At 63.5% G+C, this 15,758-nt stretch carries 13 protein-coding genes and 1 riboswitch; of the genes, 4 read left to right on the top strand and 9 right to left on the bottom strand.

Annotation, left to right across the window (positions count from 1 at the left end):
• Nucleotides 1-18: 18 nt before the first annotated feature.
• A riboswitch (cobalamin riboswitch) is annotated at nucleotides 19-249 on the top strand.
• Nucleotides 250-291: 42 nt separating this feature from the next.
• From KUL93_RS03075 to KUL93_RS03065, 3 genes are read left to right on the top strand one after another with little or no spacing between them, the layout of a single operon-like run.
• A complete protein-coding gene (locus KUL93_RS03075; protein ID WP_217125651.1) occupies nucleotides 292-2,133 on the top strand; it encodes a TonB-dependent receptor domain-containing protein in 1,842 nt (613 codons plus the stop codon).
• A 15-nt stretch (nucleotides 2,134-2,148) separates the two neighbouring features.
• Complete coding sequence (locus tag KUL93_RS03070) at nucleotides 2,149-3,126, top strand: FecCD family ABC transporter permease (protein WP_217125650.1); 978 nt, start codon at nucleotides 2,149-2,151, stop codon at nucleotides 3,124-3,126.
• A 19-nt stretch (nucleotides 3,127-3,145) separates the two neighbouring features.
• Nucleotides 3,146-3,931 (top strand): ABC transporter ATP-binding protein, encoded by a 786-nt coding sequence (locus tag KUL93_RS03065; RefSeq protein WP_217125649.1) that lies wholly within the window; start codon nucleotides 3,146-3,148, stop codon nucleotides 3,929-3,931.
• Here the strand turns inward: KUL93_RS03065 and KUL93_RS03060 are convergent.
• Together KUL93_RS03060 and clpB are read right to left on the bottom strand one after the other, a co-directional pair.
• Nucleotides 3,901-4,863, bottom strand: coding sequence for a cobalamin-binding protein (locus tag KUL93_RS03060; protein WP_217125648.1), 963 nt, complete (start codon nucleotides 4,861-4,863; stop codon nucleotides 3,901-3,903). The two genes, KUL93_RS03065 and KUL93_RS03060, sit on opposite strands and share 31 nt — an antisense overlap.
• Nucleotides 4,864-5,020: 157 nt before the next feature.
• Entirely contained in the window at nucleotides 5,021-7,600 is a 2,580-nt protein-coding gene (gene clpB / locus KUL93_RS03055) for an ATP-dependent chaperone ClpB (protein WP_217125647.1), read from the bottom strand.
• 140 nt (nucleotides 7,601-7,740) lie between these two features.
• On the opposite strand from clpB, the gene KUL93_RS03050 reads away from it, so the two are divergent.
• Nucleotides 7,741-8,286 (top strand): phasin family protein, encoded by a 546-nt coding sequence (locus KUL93_RS03050; RefSeq protein ID WP_217125646.1) that lies wholly within the window; start codon nucleotides 7,741-7,743, stop codon nucleotides 8,284-8,286.
• Nucleotides 8,287-8,387: 101 nt separating this feature from the next.
• On the opposite strand, the gene moaE is transcribed toward KUL93_RS03050, so the two are convergent.
• The 7 genes from moaE to lpdA all read right to left on the bottom strand — a co-directional run bounded on the left by moaE (nucleotide 8,388) and on the right by lpdA (nucleotide 15,729).
• A complete protein-coding gene (gene moaE, locus KUL93_RS03045; RefSeq protein ID WP_217125645.1) occupies nucleotides 8,388-8,855 on the bottom strand; it encodes a molybdopterin synthase catalytic subunit MoaE in 468 nt (155 codons plus the stop codon).
• A gap of 3 nt (nucleotides 8,856-8,858) precedes the next feature.
• The gene (gene moaD, locus KUL93_RS03040; RefSeq protein WP_119334663.1) at nucleotides 8,859-9,113 is read right to left on the bottom strand and encodes a molybdopterin converting factor subunit 1; all 255 of its coding nucleotides are present in this window, start codon (nucleotides 9,111-9,113) and stop codon (nucleotides 8,859-8,861) included.
• 10 nt (nucleotides 9,114-9,123) lie between these two features.
• Nucleotides 9,124-10,326, bottom strand: a complete 1,203-nt coding sequence (locus tag KUL93_RS03035; RefSeq protein WP_217125644.1) for a molybdopterin molybdotransferase MoeA — start codon at nucleotides 10,324-10,326, stop codon at nucleotides 9,124-9,126.
• Nucleotides 10,319-10,876, bottom strand: coding sequence for a molybdopterin-guanine dinucleotide biosynthesis protein B (gene mobB, locus KUL93_RS03030; RefSeq protein ID WP_249419208.1), 558 nt, complete (start codon nucleotides 10,874-10,876; stop codon nucleotides 10,319-10,321). Before mobB ends, KUL93_RS03035 begins: the two co-directional genes overlap by 8 nt.
• A 62-nt stretch (nucleotides 10,877-10,938) precedes the next feature.
• Nucleotides 10,939-13,023 carry a DNA repair helicase YoaA gene (gene yoaA, locus KUL93_RS03025; protein WP_217125642.1) on the bottom strand — a complete coding sequence of 695 codons (2,085 nt, stop codon included), beginning with the start codon at nucleotides 13,021-13,023 and terminating at the stop codon, nucleotides 10,939-10,941.
• A 33-nt stretch (nucleotides 13,024-13,056) separates the two neighbouring features.
• Nucleotides 13,057-14,295, bottom strand: coding sequence for a cell division protein ZapE (zapE, locus tag KUL93_RS03020; RefSeq protein WP_217125641.1), 1,239 nt, complete (start codon nucleotides 14,293-14,295; stop codon nucleotides 13,057-13,059).
• On the bottom strand, nucleotides 14,296-15,729 hold the full coding sequence (gene lpdA / locus KUL93_RS03015) for a dihydrolipoyl dehydrogenase (RefSeq protein WP_217125640.1): 1,434 nt from the start codon (nucleotides 15,727-15,729) through the stop codon (nucleotides 14,296-14,298).
• Nucleotides 15,730-15,758 lie beyond the last annotated feature (29 nt).

Raw genomic sequence — 15,758 nt, 5'->3', positions numbered from 1 at the left:
TCGTATACTTCGCTACTGCATTTCATTCGTGTTCGCGGTGCCGCATCCGCCCCTCTGGTCGATGCGGTGAAACGGGAAAGCAGTGCGCACCGACTCCCCGGTGCAAAGCTGCTGCTGCCCCCGCAACGGTAGGGGTTTTGTCCGCACCATCACGCCACTGGCAGCGCTGCTCGAATCGGGTGGGCTGACTGGGAAGGCGGTGTGGAAAATAGCCCGAGCCCGGAGACCGGCCGCGAATGGGTTCCACCACCTTAGCCACGGGGGAATGGCTAACGTTGGGAGTATTTGCTCATGTCCGTAACCGCTCTGGCTCGCCCCAGAAAGGGGCAATTTCTTCTTTTGACTCTGGGTTCTCTCTTTACGCCGCTCGCCGTTGCGCAAATGTCTGCGTTCGACCCGACACTGCCGACGATCGCGGTTACCGCAAGCCGCACGCCCACGCGTACCGACGCGTCGCTCTCGGCAGTAACCGTGCTCACCCGCGACGCGATCGAACACAGTGGGGCGCGCACCCTCGTCGACCTATTGAACCAGACCCCGGGGGTTCGGATCGCACAAAACGGCGGCCCTGGCGCGTCGGCATCACTCTTTCTGCGCGGTGCCGAAGCGCGTCATACACTAGTGCTCATCGACGGAATGCGGATCGGTTCCGCGACCTTGGGGACCGCAACCCTGGAGGCGATACCGCTTGAAACGATCGAACGGATCGAGATCGTTCGCGGCCCGGCAAGCGCTCTGTATGGATCGGACGCGATCGGCGGCGTGATTCAAATCTTTACCCGCAAAGGGACCGAAGCCCCCCACCGGCGCGCGTTCGTCGGTGTGGGAAGTCACGAACAGTACTTGACGAGCGTTGGCGCCTCTGGTGGCACTACCCGCTTTCGCTACGCACTCGACCTGGGCGGCGAAGGAACCCAGGGGATCGACGCGACCACGCCGGCCAATTCCAACCACCAACCCGACCGCGACGGTTGGCGCAACCGTTTCGCAAGCGCCCATCTTGCTTGGTCGCTTGCCAACGGCGGCGAAATCGCGCTCGCGAGTTTCGCAACCCGCGGTCGCAACGAATACGACGCCTGGGGTTCGGGTACGTACAATGCGTTACTGCACAAAGACCTCACCAGCAACCAAGTCACTGCCCACCTGCCCCTCACGAAAGAGTGGCTCTCCACACTGCGTGTGGGCGAAACCCGTGATACGTCGAAAGCGCTTGCGAGCGCCAGCAGCATGAGTCGCTTCGCGACGGCACAGCGCCAACTCAGTTGGCAAAACGAGGTGGCGTTGCCGCTCGGGGTGCTCCTAGCCGCGTTCGACCTCACCGCGACCGAAGTGGACGCGACCACCCGCTACACCCGCACCAGCCGAACCGTTCGCGGCTACCTTCTGGGTTGGCAAGCCGAAGAGGGCCCCCACGGCTGGCAGCTCACCACCCGCTATGACGACAACACCCAGTTCGGGGGGAAAACCACGGGCCAGGCGGCCTATCGCTACCAATTCACGCCGCAATGGCAGGGGCGGGTTGCCGCAAGCAGCGCGTTCAAAGCGCCGACCTTCAACCAGCTCTACTGGCCCGACACCGGTTTTGGCGGCGGCAATCCGAATCTGAAACCGGAAACGGCTTACGAAAAAGAGGTGGGGATCCGCTGGCAGCGTGGCGTCACCGCTGCGGAGCTGACGCTTTTCGATGCGCGGGTCAAAAACCTCATCGCTGGTTGGCCGCCAGAAAACGTCGCGCGTGCTCGGATCAAAGGGGCGGAACTGACGCTGAGCAACCGCTTCGACGCGTGGACGCTTCGGGTCAACGCCGACTGGCTCACTGCCACCGACGAAGCCACAGGGAAGCGGCTGCCCCGTCGGGCTCCTGCCGCGCTCTCAGCTGCGCTCCTCTACGACGCGAAACGGTGGCAGGCAGGGATCGACCTCAACGCCCAGCGCGCCCGCTGGGACAATGTCGCCAATACCACCCGACTCGACGGCTACGGGCGAACCGACCTCTGGTGGCACTACGCGCTAACGCGGTCGTGGCGTTTGGAAGCGGAAGTCCGCAATCTTTTCGCTCAAACCTATGAGACGGCCGCGACCTATCGTCAACCGGGGCGGACGTTTTTCGTCGGTTTGCGGTACCGCGACTAAAGTCTCCGTTCGCCGATGCCGTTTGCAGAGCACCGTGCCGCGTTGCTGCTTTTGCTCGTGGGTTTGACCGGTGCGGGGTTTCTCTTGGCGCTGGGGGTCGGCGCGCTACCGCTTTCGGTTGCAACCGTCTGGGAAGCGGTGTGGCGTCCCGACCATCCCGCGTTTCCCGTCGTATGGGGATTGCGCGGCGCGCGTGCCGCCGCGGTGTGGTGTGCCGGCGCGTTGCTTGCGCTTGCTGGGCTTCTCATGCAGACGCTATTGCGCAACCCTTTGGCCGACCCCTACGTGCTCGGCGTCTCAAGTGGCGCGGCGGTGGGGGCGCTCGCTGCGATTGTGCTCGGCGCGGCGGGACTTACGGTTGCCGCGGCGGCGTTTGCGGGTGCTGTCGTCGTCATGGCGCTCGTCTTCGCTTTGGCGCGCGGTGCCGGCCCTTGGTCGGCCACGCGGCTCATCCTCACCGGCGTGATCGTTGCAGCGGGCGCAAGCGCCGTGGTCGCGCTGCTGCTTACGTTGGCGCCGGAGCAGCGACTCCATTCGATGCTCTTTTGGCTGATGGGGGATGCCAGCGGCGCCGCCTTTTCGCCGTGGCCGATGGCAACGCTCATCGTGGCATCGCTCCTGCTCGTACCGTGGGGGCGCGATCTTAACGCGCTTGCGTATGGTGAGGCGACAGCCCAGAGCGTGGGTGTCCCTGTGGCGCAGTTGCGGTGGGGACTCTACCTGCTGGCGTCGCTTCTGACCGCCACCGCGGTAACGCTGGTCGGATCAGTGGGTTTCGTTGGGCTCATCGTGCCGCACGCCGTGCGCATCATGATCGGCAACGACCACCGCTGGTTGATTCCCTGTTCCATCCTTGCGGGGGGAACCCTCTTGATGGTGGCCGACACCGCAGCGCGAACGCTCTGGGCGCCATTGCAATTGCCCGTGGGCATCGTGACGGCGCTTCTTGGTGTCCCGTTCTTTTTGTGGCTTTTGGCGCGCGCGCGCATCTAACGAAGACGAAAAACGCGCGATGCCCACCCCACCGCTCCTTGCCGCCGACGCACTCACGCTCACGCTGGGGCACCGCACGTTGTGCCGTGGCCTCTCCCTCTCCGTCCATTCGGGTGAATGGTGGGTGGTACTCGGCCCCAACGGCGTAGGCAAATCGACCTTGTTGGCGACGTTGGCCGGATTACGGCGTGCTACCGCCGGAGCGATCACGCTTGCGGGTCGCCCCTTGACGCAATGGTCTGCGCGTGAGCAGGCGCAAAGACGCGGCTGGCTGGCGCAGAGCCCATTTTTCCCCAGCGAAGCGACAGTGCTCGAAGCGGTGCTCGTGGGGCGCCACCCCTATTTGAGCCGCTGGGGTTGGGAGACGGCAGCCGACGTTGCAATCGCCCGTGAAGCGCTGGCGGCGGTCGATCTCACTGGTTTCGAAGCGCGCCGGTTGCATACCCTTTCCGGCGGGGAAAAACAGCGCGTTGCGATCGCCACCCTACTGGCGCAGCAACCGGACGTGTACTTGCTCGACGAGCCAACCAATCACCTCGACCTGCGCCATCAGCGCCAAGTGCTCGAACAGTTGGCGGCGCGCTGTCGCGCCGGGGCCGCTGTGATCGCTGCCCTGCACGACCTCAATTGGGCGGCACGTTACGCAACCCACGCGGTGCTACTTTCCCCTGATGGCGACACCGAGGTGGGCGAAGCCGCCACCCTCTTGACTGCGGAACGGTTGAGCACGCTCTATGGCCTTTCGCTTGTTGCGTGCGGCAATCCGCCACGGCGTCATTTCGTGCCTGCCGAAGCAGGAACGTGACGCAGCGCCGCTAGGTGGCTGCGCGCCGCTTCGAGCGCCGTACAGAGCTGCTCCGCCCCATCGAGCAGCCGCGGCGTCGGACGTTGCAAGAGTGCCGGGGGGATGAAAACCAGATTGTCCGCACGAACTGCGGTGAGTTGCGGCCACGCGCGCCACGCGTCGAGCCAATCAGGGCGTTCTTCCCCCATGCCGCTTGCGACGATCACCTCGGGGTCCGCTGCGAGCACGGCTTCGACCGAAACGGTGGGCGCCAGCGCATCAAGCGCTCCGAAGACGTTCACACCACCACAGAGGCGCATCACGTCGGTAAGGATCTGCTGCCCGCCAATCGTGCGCAGCGGGCGATCCCAGATCTGGTAAAAGACCCGGACTGGGGCACGCCCCGCATACCGCGCAGCCAACGCGTCACGACGCGCCAAGAATGCCTCCGCGGCCCGTTCACCCGCAGCGGGATTACCCGCGAGGTAGGCAAGGTTGCGCAGGGTCTTGGCGATGTCGTCGAGCCGGTTGGGTTGGGAGCGATAGACCGGAACACCGAGCGCTTCGATGCGCGCGACCACCTCCGCGGGGTTGCCGCTTGCCCATGCGACGATGAGATCTGGCTGGAAAGCCAAAATCCGCTCGAGATCGAGTCGCGCGTAGCCGCCCACACGCGGCAAGCGCGCCGCCTCAGGTGGCGTGTCGCTGTAGTCGACCGCCGCGACGACCCGATCACCGACCCCGGCGGCAAAGAGGTTTTCCGTGACGTGCGGTGCCAGACTCACGATCCGTTGTGCCGGGGTAACGAGCACCACCGACCGCCCGGTGTCGTCGATGACTTGAATCGGTTGGGCCGCAGCGCGCGTCCCCAGTACGACCAGGAGGCAAAAGAAGAGCGCACCGGCCCACAGCAGGCGGAACCGTACGCACGCATATTTGCAGTATCCCCACACGGCTCGATCCCTTTCGTTACCGACTCAACCCTCTTGGGCGCACCACCAAGCGGCAACCCCTGGGATTCTGACACAGTTTCGGGCAAAAAAATGGGCACCTGCGCCCAGTGCACAGATGCCCATGGCGATCGCGGAAAGGAGGGTGTTTGCGGAGCGATCAGCCCTTTTCGAAGACGAATTGCCCACCCCGCAGATCGACCACGATCGTATCTTTCGGGCCGAACCGTCCTTCGAGGAGCGCCTTCGCCAGCGGGTTTTCGATGTGCTCTTGGATCGCCCGTTTGAGCGGCCGCGCGCCATAGACCGGGTCGTAGCCGACCTTGGCGATCTCCATGAGCGCCGCATCGGTGACCTTGAGCGCCATGTCGTGACGCGCCAGCCGTTTTTCCAACCGCTTGAGCTGAATCCGCGCAATACCGGCGATGTGCTCGTCTTTGAGCGGATGGAACACGACCACCTCGTCGATGCGGTTGATGAACTCGGGGCGGAAGAAGTTCTTCACTTCGGCCATCACCGCGAGTTTCAGTACCTGGTAGTCCCCTTCGTCCGCAAGCTGTTGGATGCGTTGACTCCCCAGGTTCGACGTCATCACGATCACGGTGTTCTTGAAGTCGACGGTACGCCCTTGCCCATCGGTCATCCGGCCGTCGTCGAGCACCTGCAACAGGACGTTGAAGACGTCGGGGTGCGCTTTCTCAACTTCGTCGAACAGGATCACGCTGTAGGGTTTGCGCCGCACCTGCTCGGTGAGGTACCCCCCCTCTTCGTAACCGACGTACCCCGGCGGCGCGCCGATGAGCCGCGCCACGGAGTGTTTCTCCATGAATTCGCTCATGTCGATCCGGATCAGATGATCCTCCGAATCGAAGAGGAATTCCGCAAGCGCCTTGCACAGCTCGGTCTTCCCGACACCGGTCGGCCCCAGGAAGAGAAACGAACCATAGGGACGGTTTTCGTCGCCCAACCCGGCACGCGAGCGGCGGATCGCGTCGGAGACGAGCCGCACCGCTTCGTCCTGACCGACGACCCGACGATGCAGAAACGCCTCCATTTTGAGAAGTTTCTCGCGTTCGCTTTGCATCATCTTCGAGACCGGGATGCCGGTCATGCGCGAGACCACTTCAGCGATCTCTTCGGCACCCACCTGCGTGCGCAGGAGTTTGAACGGGGCGCCGCTTTGCTCCGCCTCTTCCGCTTGCTTGAGCTGCGCTTCCAGTTTCGGCAGCTCGCCATACTGCAATTCGGCAACCTTGTCCCATTGCCCTTTACGCTGCAGATCGGCGATCTGCGCGCGCAACTGATCGATCCGCTCCTTGAGATGCTTCGTGCCTTCGATCCGGGCTTTTTCCGCTTTCCAGATCTCTTCGAGTTCGCTGTACTCGCGCTGCAGTTTTTCGAGCTCCTCTTCGATCAGCTTCAACCGCTTCTGGCTTGCCTCGTCTTTCTCTTTGCGCACCGCTTCGCGCTCGATCTTGAGCTGGATGATGCGGCGTTCGAGCCGGTCCATCGCCTCGGGCTTCGAGTCGATCTCCATTTTGATTCGTGCCGCCGCCTCGTCGATCAGGTCGATCGCCTTGTCGGGCAAGAAGCGGTCGGTGATGTAGCGGTGCGACAGCTCGGCTGCGGCGACGATCGCCGGGTCGGTGATCTCGACGCCGTGGTGGATTTCGTACTTCTCTTGCAACCCCCGCAGGATCGCGATCGTCTGTTCCACCGTCGGTTCTTCGACGAGCACCTTTTGGAAGCGCCGTTCGAGCGCAGCGTCCTTTTCGATGTATTTGCGGTACTCGTCGAGCGTGGTCGCCCCGATGCAGTGGAGCTCACCACGCGCGAGCGCCGGTTTCAACATATTGCCGGCGTCCATCGCCCCTTCGGCCTTACCGGCACCCACCATCGTGTGGATTTCGTCAATGAAGAGGATCACGCGGCCATCCTGCGCGATCTCTTTGAGCACCGCTTTCAGCCGCTCTTCGAATTCCCCACGGTATTTCGCGCCTGCAATCAGCGCCGCCATGTCGAGCGCCAAGACCCGTTTGTCGCGCAACGTCTCCGGAACCTCGCCATTGACGATCCGCTGCGCGAGCCCCTCGACGATCGCGGTCTTCCCTACCCCGGGCTCGCCGATCAGCACCGGGTTGTTCTTGGTACGGCGCTGCAAAATCTGAATGGTACGGCGAATTTCGTCGTCCCGGCCGATCACCGGGTCGAGCTTCCCTTGGCGCGCGCGTTCGGTAAGATCGATGGTGTATTTGCTGAGTGCTTCGCGCTGCGCTTCGGCCTCAGGATTGTCGACTTTTTGTCCGCCTCGTACCTGTTGGATCGCCGCTTCGAGCGCTTTGCGCGAAAGTCCATACTCTTTGGCGAGCCGCCCCGTTTCACCCTTGTCTTCGGTGAGGGCAAGGAGGAACATTTCGCTCGCGATGAACGGATCGCCCCACTTTTGCGCCTCGCGGTCGGTGAGGTTCAACAGGTTCGCCAGATCGCGTCCGATCTGCACTTCCCCCCCCGTACCGGTGACTTGGGGAAGCGCTTGGATCGCTTTTTGCAACGCGGCGCGCAGACCGGGAACATTGACGCCGGCCCGTTGCAGGAGCGACCGCGTGGAACCATCTTCTTGGTCGATCAGCGCCAACAGGAGGTGCTGCGGTTCGATGAACTGGTTGTCGTTCCCTACCGCGATACTTTGCGCCTCTTGGAGCGCTTGCTGGAATTTGGTGGTGAGTTTGTCGAAACGCATCGTTCGTTCCCTTTCGTTCGGAAATAGAGCTATCTCACAGTGTGGGGGCAAAAAAATCGATTTCAAGGGCGATTTGTTTATTCCGTGGGTGCTCGCTATACTGAACGGCAAAGGCGCGGCCATCAATGGGAGGGATGATCATGAGCAAGAAAACCACCACGAAGCCCAGCCCGACGGACGAACCGTGGGCAGCGATGATGAACGAATGGCTTGCGCTGACGCAAAGCGCGATGGCGCAGACGCAGCGGCTCGTCGCGTTGCAAAACGAGTTGGCGCGGACGCTTTTCGAGGAGAGTATCCGCGCGTCGCAAGCGCTCGCGGATACCAGTGACCCTTCGGCGCAACAGCAGCAGCAACAAGCGTTCGCGCAGCGCGTCACCCAACAGGTGATCGCGGCGATGAACGAAGTGGCGCAGCTCACCGTGAAGAGCCAAGCGGAGATGAATCAGTTTCTTACCCGGACACTCGAAACGAGCGGCGCACTCTGGCAGCGGTGGTGGCAGCAGGGAAGTGCAGAACAGAAAGGTGTTGTCCCGCCCTTTCCGTGGGGTAATACACAGATTGGCCAGACGCTCTGGCCCGACCCCAGCAAGACGCTCGAAGCGATGCAAGAAGCCACACGGATGACCACAGAAATGTGGCAAAAAATGGCAGGGATCGGTCAGTCCGAAAAGCCCCAGCAATAAGGGGGGACGCGCCGCAGTTGCTGAAACGCCCCGCGGCTGAAAAAGAAACACCGCTCGAGCGCAACACCGCCGCAGAGCGTGAGCGGTCGCTGACACTGCGCTTACCAGCGCAAGGCGCGTTCTTCGTCGCTTGCGCGCGCCTTGACCCAGCGCGTTTCGCCCGACGCAGTCGTCTCCTTTTTCCAGAAGGGCGCGCGGGTTTTCAGATAATCCATCAGAAATTCACACGCAGCAAACGCGGCGGCGCGGTGGCTACTGGCGCAGCCGACGAAGACGATGCGGTCCCCCACCGCAAGTGGCCCGACGCGGTGAATCACCGTCACCGCGGTAAGCGGCCAACGGCGCCGCGCCTCGTCGACGATCGCCGCGAGCGCCTTTTCGGTCATACCTGGGTAGTGTTCCAGCGTCATCGTCGTCACCGCGCCATCCTCTTGCGGGTGCGCCCGCACGAGCCCCAGAAAGGTGGCGACAGCGCCCACGGTCGGGTCGGCTTCGTGAAGGCGCTGCGTTTCGACCCCCGGGTCGAAATCTTCGCTTTGAACGCGGATCGTCACTGCGTCCTTGGCCATCGCTCAGCCTCCCGTCACAGGGGGGAAGAAAGCGATCTCGTCGCCATCGGCGATCGGGTCGTTCCACGCGGCGATCTGCTGATTGCGCGCGCAGTGGATCTCCTCGCGGCTCAACGTCTCGGCCCACGCCCCACCCCGTGCGCACAGCGCTTGACGCAGATCGTCGACGGTTTGCCACGTTGCGTTCCAAGCGAGTGTTTCCCCGCTCGTTCCCAGCGCGTCGCGCACGCGCGCAAAGTATTTGATGGAAAGCGCCATGGGATGCTCCTTACGCCAATAATTCACTCATCGGCCAAAAGCGCACGCGGTCACCCGGAGCGATCGGCGTCCCTTCGGGCACTTCGACCAACCCCTGCGCCCAGACGAGCGAGGCGATCGTTGCCGAACCCTGATCGGGGAAGATTTCAGCGGCGCCATCCGCATTCAACCGGGCGCGCAGGAACTCCCGCCGTTTGTCCGGGCGCGTCCACGCGAATGCTGCCGGCACTTCGATCACGTGCGGTAAGACGTCATCGACCCCCATGAGTCGGAGCAGCAGCGGCCGGACCAACAGCAAAAAGGTGACGAAACTCGAAACGGGGTTACCGGGCAAGCCGACGAAATGGGTCGCGCCGACGTGACCGAACGCCAGCGGCTTCCCCGGTTTGATCCGCAGTCGCCACAGGTCCAGCCGCCCAAGCCGTTCGACCGCGGGTTTCACGTGGTCCGCTTCTCCCACCGAAACGCCCCCAGTGGAGAGGATGAGGTCGGCGTCTTCGGCAGCACGCGCCAATGCGTCACAAGTGGCCTCGAGCGTATCGGGAATCGCCCCCAAATCGGTGACCAGGCAACCCAGTGCTTCAAGAAGCGCAATCAATTGATAGCGGTTGGAGTTGTAGACGCCTCCTGGCGGCAACGGCTCACCCGGAGCGACCAGCTCGTCCCCGGTTGCCAAGAGCGCAACCTTGACCCGGCGAAAGACCGGCAGGTGCGCACAGCCCACGCTTGCCGCCATCGCGATCTCTTGCGGCCGCAAGCGGGTTCCCGCTTCCAGTACCCGCGCGCCGTGCGCCACTTCGCTCCCGGCGCGCCGCACCGCTTCCCCGGGCCGCGGCGCGTGATGGAAGGTCACGTGGTCACCGTGCGCTTCGATCATTTCCTGCATCACCACCGCGTCGGCGCCTTCGGGAAGCGGCGCACCGGTGAAGATGCGCGCCGCGCTCCCAGGCTGCAACGGCACACCAACGGAACCGGCCGGGATGCGCTGCGTCACCGGGAGCGTCACGCCCGGTTCGGCAACATCGGCCGCGCGTACCGCATAACCATCCATCGCCGAGGTATCACGCTCGGGAATCGCGATCGGCGAATGGATCGGCTCGGCCAAAACGCGATTGCGCGCTGCCGCAAGCGCGACGACTTCGTATTCGGAAACCGGTCGGACTGCAGCCAACAGTTGGGCGCGAGCCGCCTCAAACGGCATCAAGTCACTCATGGTTGTCCTCGATCTCCTCTTCTTCCCATTGCTCGGCACTGTAGGCCAATTCGAGCGCCGCTTCGGCAACGGCTTCTGGGTGGTCCAGATCGAGCAAGGGCAACGGGCACTCCTCAGGAAGCGCCGACCGTGCTTGCTCGCCACCCGGGGTCGCCACGGCACGGATCATCGGCTCTTCTGGCCAGATCGGCGGTTTGCCCACTTCCGGGCGGTACACTTCCACTTTCGGGATCGGCGCCCGTTTGAAGCCTTCGACGATGACGAGATCGCACGGCGCCAGCAACCGCAGCTGCTCGGCGAAGGGGGGCTCCGGCGCGCCGCGCAATTCGCTCATCAAAACCCAACGCGCGTCGGAAAGCATCAACACTTTGCTGGCTCCGGCTTCGCGGTGACGCCACGAGTCCTTCCCTGGGGTATCGAGGTCGAAGCCGTGGTGCGCATGTTTGATCGTCGCGACGCGCAACCCCTGGGCGCACCACACCGGGATCATGCATTCGATCAAGGTCGTTTTTCCTGATCCGGACCAGCCGGCGATACCGATGACGCGCATTCCCCTCATCCGAATTCATGAAGCGATAAGGATAGCGGAAAAAGGAGGCAGCGGGAAGGCGCTCAGGGCGCGCCGTCGGAGTGAACGCCGCTTGGTGCCGCCGTTTCACGCGGCTCCGGGAACAGGGTGCGCAAGAAATTTTCCGCGACCGCGAGCGAGCGACTGCGGCGGAACGGGGGCAGGCTCGACCACAGAACCTTGCCATAACCACGGGTTGCCAAACGCACATCACAAATGCAAAGTACGCCATGGTCCCGTTCGCTGCGCACCAACCGCCCCGCTCCCTGCTGCAAGAGCGTCGCGGCGCGCGGCACTTGGAGGGTGAGGAAAGGATCGCTGCCCGCGCGTTTCATCCGCGCAATCTGGGCCGCTAGGAGCGGCTCGTTGGGCGGTGCGAACGGCAAGCGGTCGATCACCACCACCGAGAGCGCTTCGCCCACGACATCGACCCCTTCCCAAAAACTGTGGCTGGCGACGAGCACAGCGCGTGGCGTCGTGGTAAAGCGCGCGAGCAGCGTCTCTTTGGGGGCGTCTCCTTGGGTGAGCACCACGAACGGTGCGTCGTCGGTCCCGCCCTGGGTGCGCAGCGTTTCGGCCACCGCGCGCATCGCGGCAAGCGCCGTGCACAACACGAGCGTCCGTCCGTTCGCAGCGGTGGCAAGCCGCCGCGCCACCTGAGCGACCGCTTCGCGATGCCCGGCTGCGTTCGGTTCGGGAATCGCGTCGGGAACGATCAAGAGCGCCTGCCTTCGGTAGTCGAACGGGCTTTCCCACCGCGCCGCCGTGCTCGGTTTTTCGGTGATGCGGGTAAGCCCCATCTGATGCCGGAAATGGTCGAACCGCCCCCCGACGGTGAGGGTAGCCGAGGTGAAGATCCACGCCGCGGGCGACGCGGCGATCAGATCCCGCACCGCTTCGGTTGCAGTAAGAGGTGTGCGGTTGAGCGTCAGATGGTGCGCGCTGGCGTCGAACCAGAACACCTCTTCACCGTTTCCTGTCGGTGCGGCCTGTTGCCAGGTGTCGAGCGCGCGGGCTAACCGTTTGGCCTTCTCCGCGAGCTTCGCCAACAGTTCGGTGCGTTCGGCAACCGCCGCAAGCGCCTGATGCACCGCCGACGCCGCCGCTTGCCAAGTGACGAGCGCTGCGACGAAAGGGGCGCTATCTGGCAGATCGGCGATCGTCCCTCGCAGCGTCCCGGTGAGTGGCAACGCCAAACGCACGTCCCGGGTCGTCTTTTCGAAGCGGTCGACCACCGCCACGCCGTCACGGAAATCACCGCCCAGCGTCGCCAACTCAACGCGCGCATCGTGGGCGAGACGCAATGCTTCGAAGGTCGACACCGACTCGCCGTAGTAATGGGGGAGCAGGTCGGGAAGCTGGTGCGCTTCGTCGAAGATCACCACGTCACACGCTGGCAAAAGCCCGGCAACACCCTCCTCTTTGATCTGCTGATCGGAGAAAAAGAGGTGGTGGTTGACGACGACCAATTCGGCATCGAGCGCTTCGCGGCGTGCGCGGAAGACGAAGCAGTCGTCGAAATGGGGGCATTCGCTGCCGACGCAGTTGTCGCGCGTCGAGGTGGCGTAGGACCAAGCCGGCGCATTTTCGGGCACCGTAGCACATTCGCTCTTGTCCCCGCTTCGGCTGTGCCGCGCAAAGCGGCGGATTTCGCGCAACCAGCCACCGGTTTCCGGCTCTAGGAAGCGCCCTTCTTCGAGATTGCGCTCGAGATGAAACCAACAGACATAGTTATTGCGCCCTTTGAGGAGGGCGCGTTTGACAGGTACGCCGAGCGCCGCGGTGAGCCGCGGCAGGTCACGGTGATAGAGCTGATCTTGCAAAGTACGGGTACCCGTCGACACCAAGGTTCGCCTGCCGGAAAGGAGAGCCGGGGCCAAATAGGCGAAGGTCTTGCCGGTACCGGTGCCCGCTTCGGCAACCAGGATGGCGCGTGTGGCGATCGCGTGCGCGACCGCCTCCGCCATCTCTTGTTGTGCCGCACGCAGGACAAAATCGGGGAGTTTCTGCGCAAGCCGCCCCGAAGGCGCAAAAAGCGCGCGCACCGCATCGACCCACGCGTCCGGGGTTGAGGCGTGCGCGCTCGTGGCGGGCGCATCGATCTCCGGCAGGGCTTTTTCCGGCACCATGCCCGGTATTGTGCCAGAAGAGACCCTGCGCGATCAGTCGCTGGCGTGCGCCGCTTCGAGGTACGCTCGGGTACGCATCTCCAAGAGGCGCGAGACGGTGCGCGCGAACTCGTTCGCGTTTCGCCCTTCCGGATAGAGGTCGTACGGTTCGACCGCCGCGGAGACGATCAATTTCACTCGGTGGTCGTACAGAACGTCGATGAGCCACGTAAAGCGGCGCGCCGCTTCGGCCTGCGCCGGGGACATCGCCGGAACGTTCGAGAGGATCACCGTATGGTACTCGTTGGCAATCGCGAGATAGTCGGCTTGTCCGCGCGGCCCGTCACAGAGCGCGGCAAAATCGAACCAGATCACCCCTGCGGCATTGCCGCGCGTGGGGATCGTCCGCTCGAACAGAGTGATCGTTCCGGGTTGCGGTGATGCTCCGGTCAACGCTTGGAAGTCGGCAGCGAGTTTCGCGTCGTTTTCCGGCGTCAGCGGCGTCAGATAGAGATCGACGTTCTCGAGCGTCCGCAACCGGTAGTCGGTCCCGCTATCGACCTCGATCACGTCGCACATCGCTTTGATGCGCTCGATCGTCGGGAGGAAATTGACCCGCATCAGACCATTGGGATAGAGCCCGTCTGGGTGGTAATTGCTGGTCATCACGAGCACGGCGCCCTGCGCCCAGAGCGCATCGAGGAGCCGCCCAAGGATCATCGCGTCGGCGATGTCACTGACGTGAAATTCGTCGAAACAGAGCAACTGCGCCGTCTCGAGGATTTCTGCCGCGACCAGACGCAACGGATCGGGTTGCTTTTTGTGCCGTTTCAGCCGTTCATGCGTCTCTTGCATGAAGGCGTGGAAATGGACCCGACGCTTGCGCGCAAAGGGGACATTGGCAAAGAAGAGGTCCATCAGGAAACTCTTTCCCCGCCCGACACCACCCCAGAGATAGACGCTCTTAGGGGTTTGGTTCGCTGCCACCGGGGCGGGCGCAAGGGACTCCACCGCGCCGCTGCGCCCGAAGAGTTTGCCTAAGAGCCGCTTGATTCCAGACGCAGGCGCCGCTGCGCCACCCTGCGTTTGCTGCCCGGATGCTACCCGATCGTCGTCTTGCGCCGAGTGCGCGCACAACGCGTCGGCCAATTGCTGTAACCGTTGAAGCGCTGCTTTCTGCGCTGGGTCTGGTTGGTAGCCGCGGGTAGCGATCGCCGCGTCGTACGCGGCAAGCAACGGCCCTGCCCCCGCACCGGGCGCGGTGCGGGGTGGTTGAACCGATGGCCTATCCATTTAGAAGTGGAGCGGTCGCTTGTCGACGGCAAGCGCCGCTTCATGCACCACCTCGGAGAGGGTCGGGTGGGCATGGCAGATCCGCGCCAGATCTTCGGCTGCGGCGCCAAACTCGAGCGCGACCACCGCTTCGGCGATCAGTTCGGACGCATTCGGGCCGATGATATGGACCCCCAAGATGCGGTCGGTTTTGGCGTCGGCGAGCATCTTGACGAACCCATATCCGGCCCCCATGCCCAGCGCGCGGCCGTTCGCCAAGAAGGGAATTTTGCCCGCACGATAGTCGACGCCAGCTGCTTTGAGCTCCGTTTCGGTTTTGCCGACCCAGGCGATTTCAGGCTCGGTGTAGATCACCCAAGGGATTGCGTCGTAATTGACGTGGCCCGCCTGCCCAGCGATCCGCTCCGCGACCATCACCCCTTCTTCCATCGCCTTATGGGCGAGCATCGGCCCACGGACGACGTCCCCGATCGCCCAGACGTTGGGCAAATTGGTGCGGCAATGGTCATCGACGACGATCTGTCCCCGTTCATTGACCGTCAAACCCACTTTGTCGGCGTCGAGCCCGTCGGTGTTCGGAACCCGTCCCACCGAGACGATCAGCCGATCGGCTGCGAGCCGCTGTTCCGCGCCGTCGGCGGTGCGGTAGCGGATCACCACGCCGTCCCCTTCGACTTCGGCGCCGTCGATCGTGACGCCGAACGCGAACGAGAGCCCCTGCTTGGTGAGCAATTTCTGCGCCTCTTTCGCGATCTCTGGGTCGGCGGCGGCAAGAAATTGCGGTGCCGCTTCGAGGATCGTCACCTCCGAGCCGAGGCGCCGCCACACCGACCCCATCTCGAGACCGATCACACCCGCACCGATGATCGCAAGCTTCTTCGGCACGGCTTGGAGCTTCAGCGCCCCAACGTTGTCGCAAATCACCTGGTTATCCACGGGGATATTGGGCAGATGGCGCGCTTTCGATCCTGTTGCGACGATCACGTGGGTTGCCGCGACGGTTTTTTCGCCCACCGCGACGCGCCATGTGTCGCCTTCACGGCCAACGAACCGACCGTGGCCAGGGAGCAGCGTCACCTTGTTCTTGCGAAAAAGCCCTTTGATTCCTTGAGTGAGTTGCGTGACGATCGCGTCTTTACGTGCGATCATCTTCGGAACGTCGATCTTGGGCGCGCCGACCTCGATCCCTTGGGCGCTGAAGTCGTGCGCCGCGAGTTCAAAAAGATGCGAGGTGTGCAGCAGCGCCTTCGACGGAATGCAACCGACGTTGAGGCACGTCCCCCCAAGGCGCGGTTCCCCTTTCGGGTCGTCGTACGGGTTCGACTCACAGCACGCGGTCTTGAAGCCGAGCTGCGCCGCACGAATCGCGGCCACGTAACCGCCTGGCCCACCGCCGATCACAAGCACGTCATACTGCTCTGATGGTTGGCTCATTGTTGTTCACTCCCTGTCTTGGTGTTGGC

The organism is Hydrogenophilus thiooxidans (assembly GCF_019049855.1).
GTDB classification, from domain to species: domain Bacteria; phylum Pseudomonadota; class Gammaproteobacteria; order Burkholderiales; family Rhodocyclaceae; genus Hydrogenophilus; species Hydrogenophilus thiooxidans.
The sequence above is the reverse complement of the archived record's forward strand: the minus strand, read 5'-3'. Positions and strand labels throughout refer to the sequence as shown.

Coding starts and splice junctions, on each gene's coding strand:
- KUL93_RS03075 (WP_217125651.1), top strand. CDS start 292: ATGTCCGTAACCGCTCTGGCTCGCCCCAGAAAGGGGCAATTTCTTCTT.
- KUL93_RS03070 (WP_217125650.1), top strand. CDS start 2,149: ATGCCGTTTGCAGAGCACCGTGCCGCGTTGCTGCTTTTGCTCGTGGGT.
- KUL93_RS03065 (WP_217125649.1), top strand. CDS start 3,146: ATGCCCACCCCACCGCTCCTTGCCGCCGACGCACTCACGCTCACGCTG.
- clpB (WP_217125647.1), bottom strand. CDS start 7,600: ATGCGTTTCGACAAACTCACCACCAAATTCCAGCAAGCGCTCCAAGAG.
- KUL93_RS03050 (WP_217125646.1), top strand. CDS start 7,741: ATGAGCAAGAAAACCACCACGAAGCCCAGCCCGACGGACGAACCGTGG.
- moaE (WP_217125645.1), bottom strand. CDS start 8,855: ATGGCCAAGGACGCAGTGACGATCCGCGTTCAAAGCGAAGATTTCGAC.
- moaD (WP_119334663.1), bottom strand. CDS start 9,113: ATGGCGCTTTCCATCAAATACTTTGCGCGCGTGCGCGACGCGCTGGGA.
- KUL93_RS03035 (WP_217125644.1), bottom strand. CDS start 10,326: ATGAGTGACTTGATGCCGTTTGAGGCGGCTCGCGCCCAACTGTTGGCT.
- mobB (WP_249419208.1), bottom strand. CDS start 10,876: ATGCGCGTCATCGGTATCGCCGGCTGGTCCGGATCAGGAAAAACGACC.
- yoaA (WP_217125642.1), bottom strand. CDS start 13,023: ATGGTGCCGGAAAAAGCCCTGCCGGAGATCGATGCGCCCGCCACGAGC.
- zapE (WP_217125641.1), bottom strand. CDS start 14,295: ATGGATAGGCCATCGGTTCAACCACCCCGCACCGCGCCCGGTGCGGGG.
- lpdA (WP_217125640.1), bottom strand. CDS start 15,729: ATGAGCCAACCATCAGAGCAGTATGACGTGCTTGTGATCGGCGGTGGG.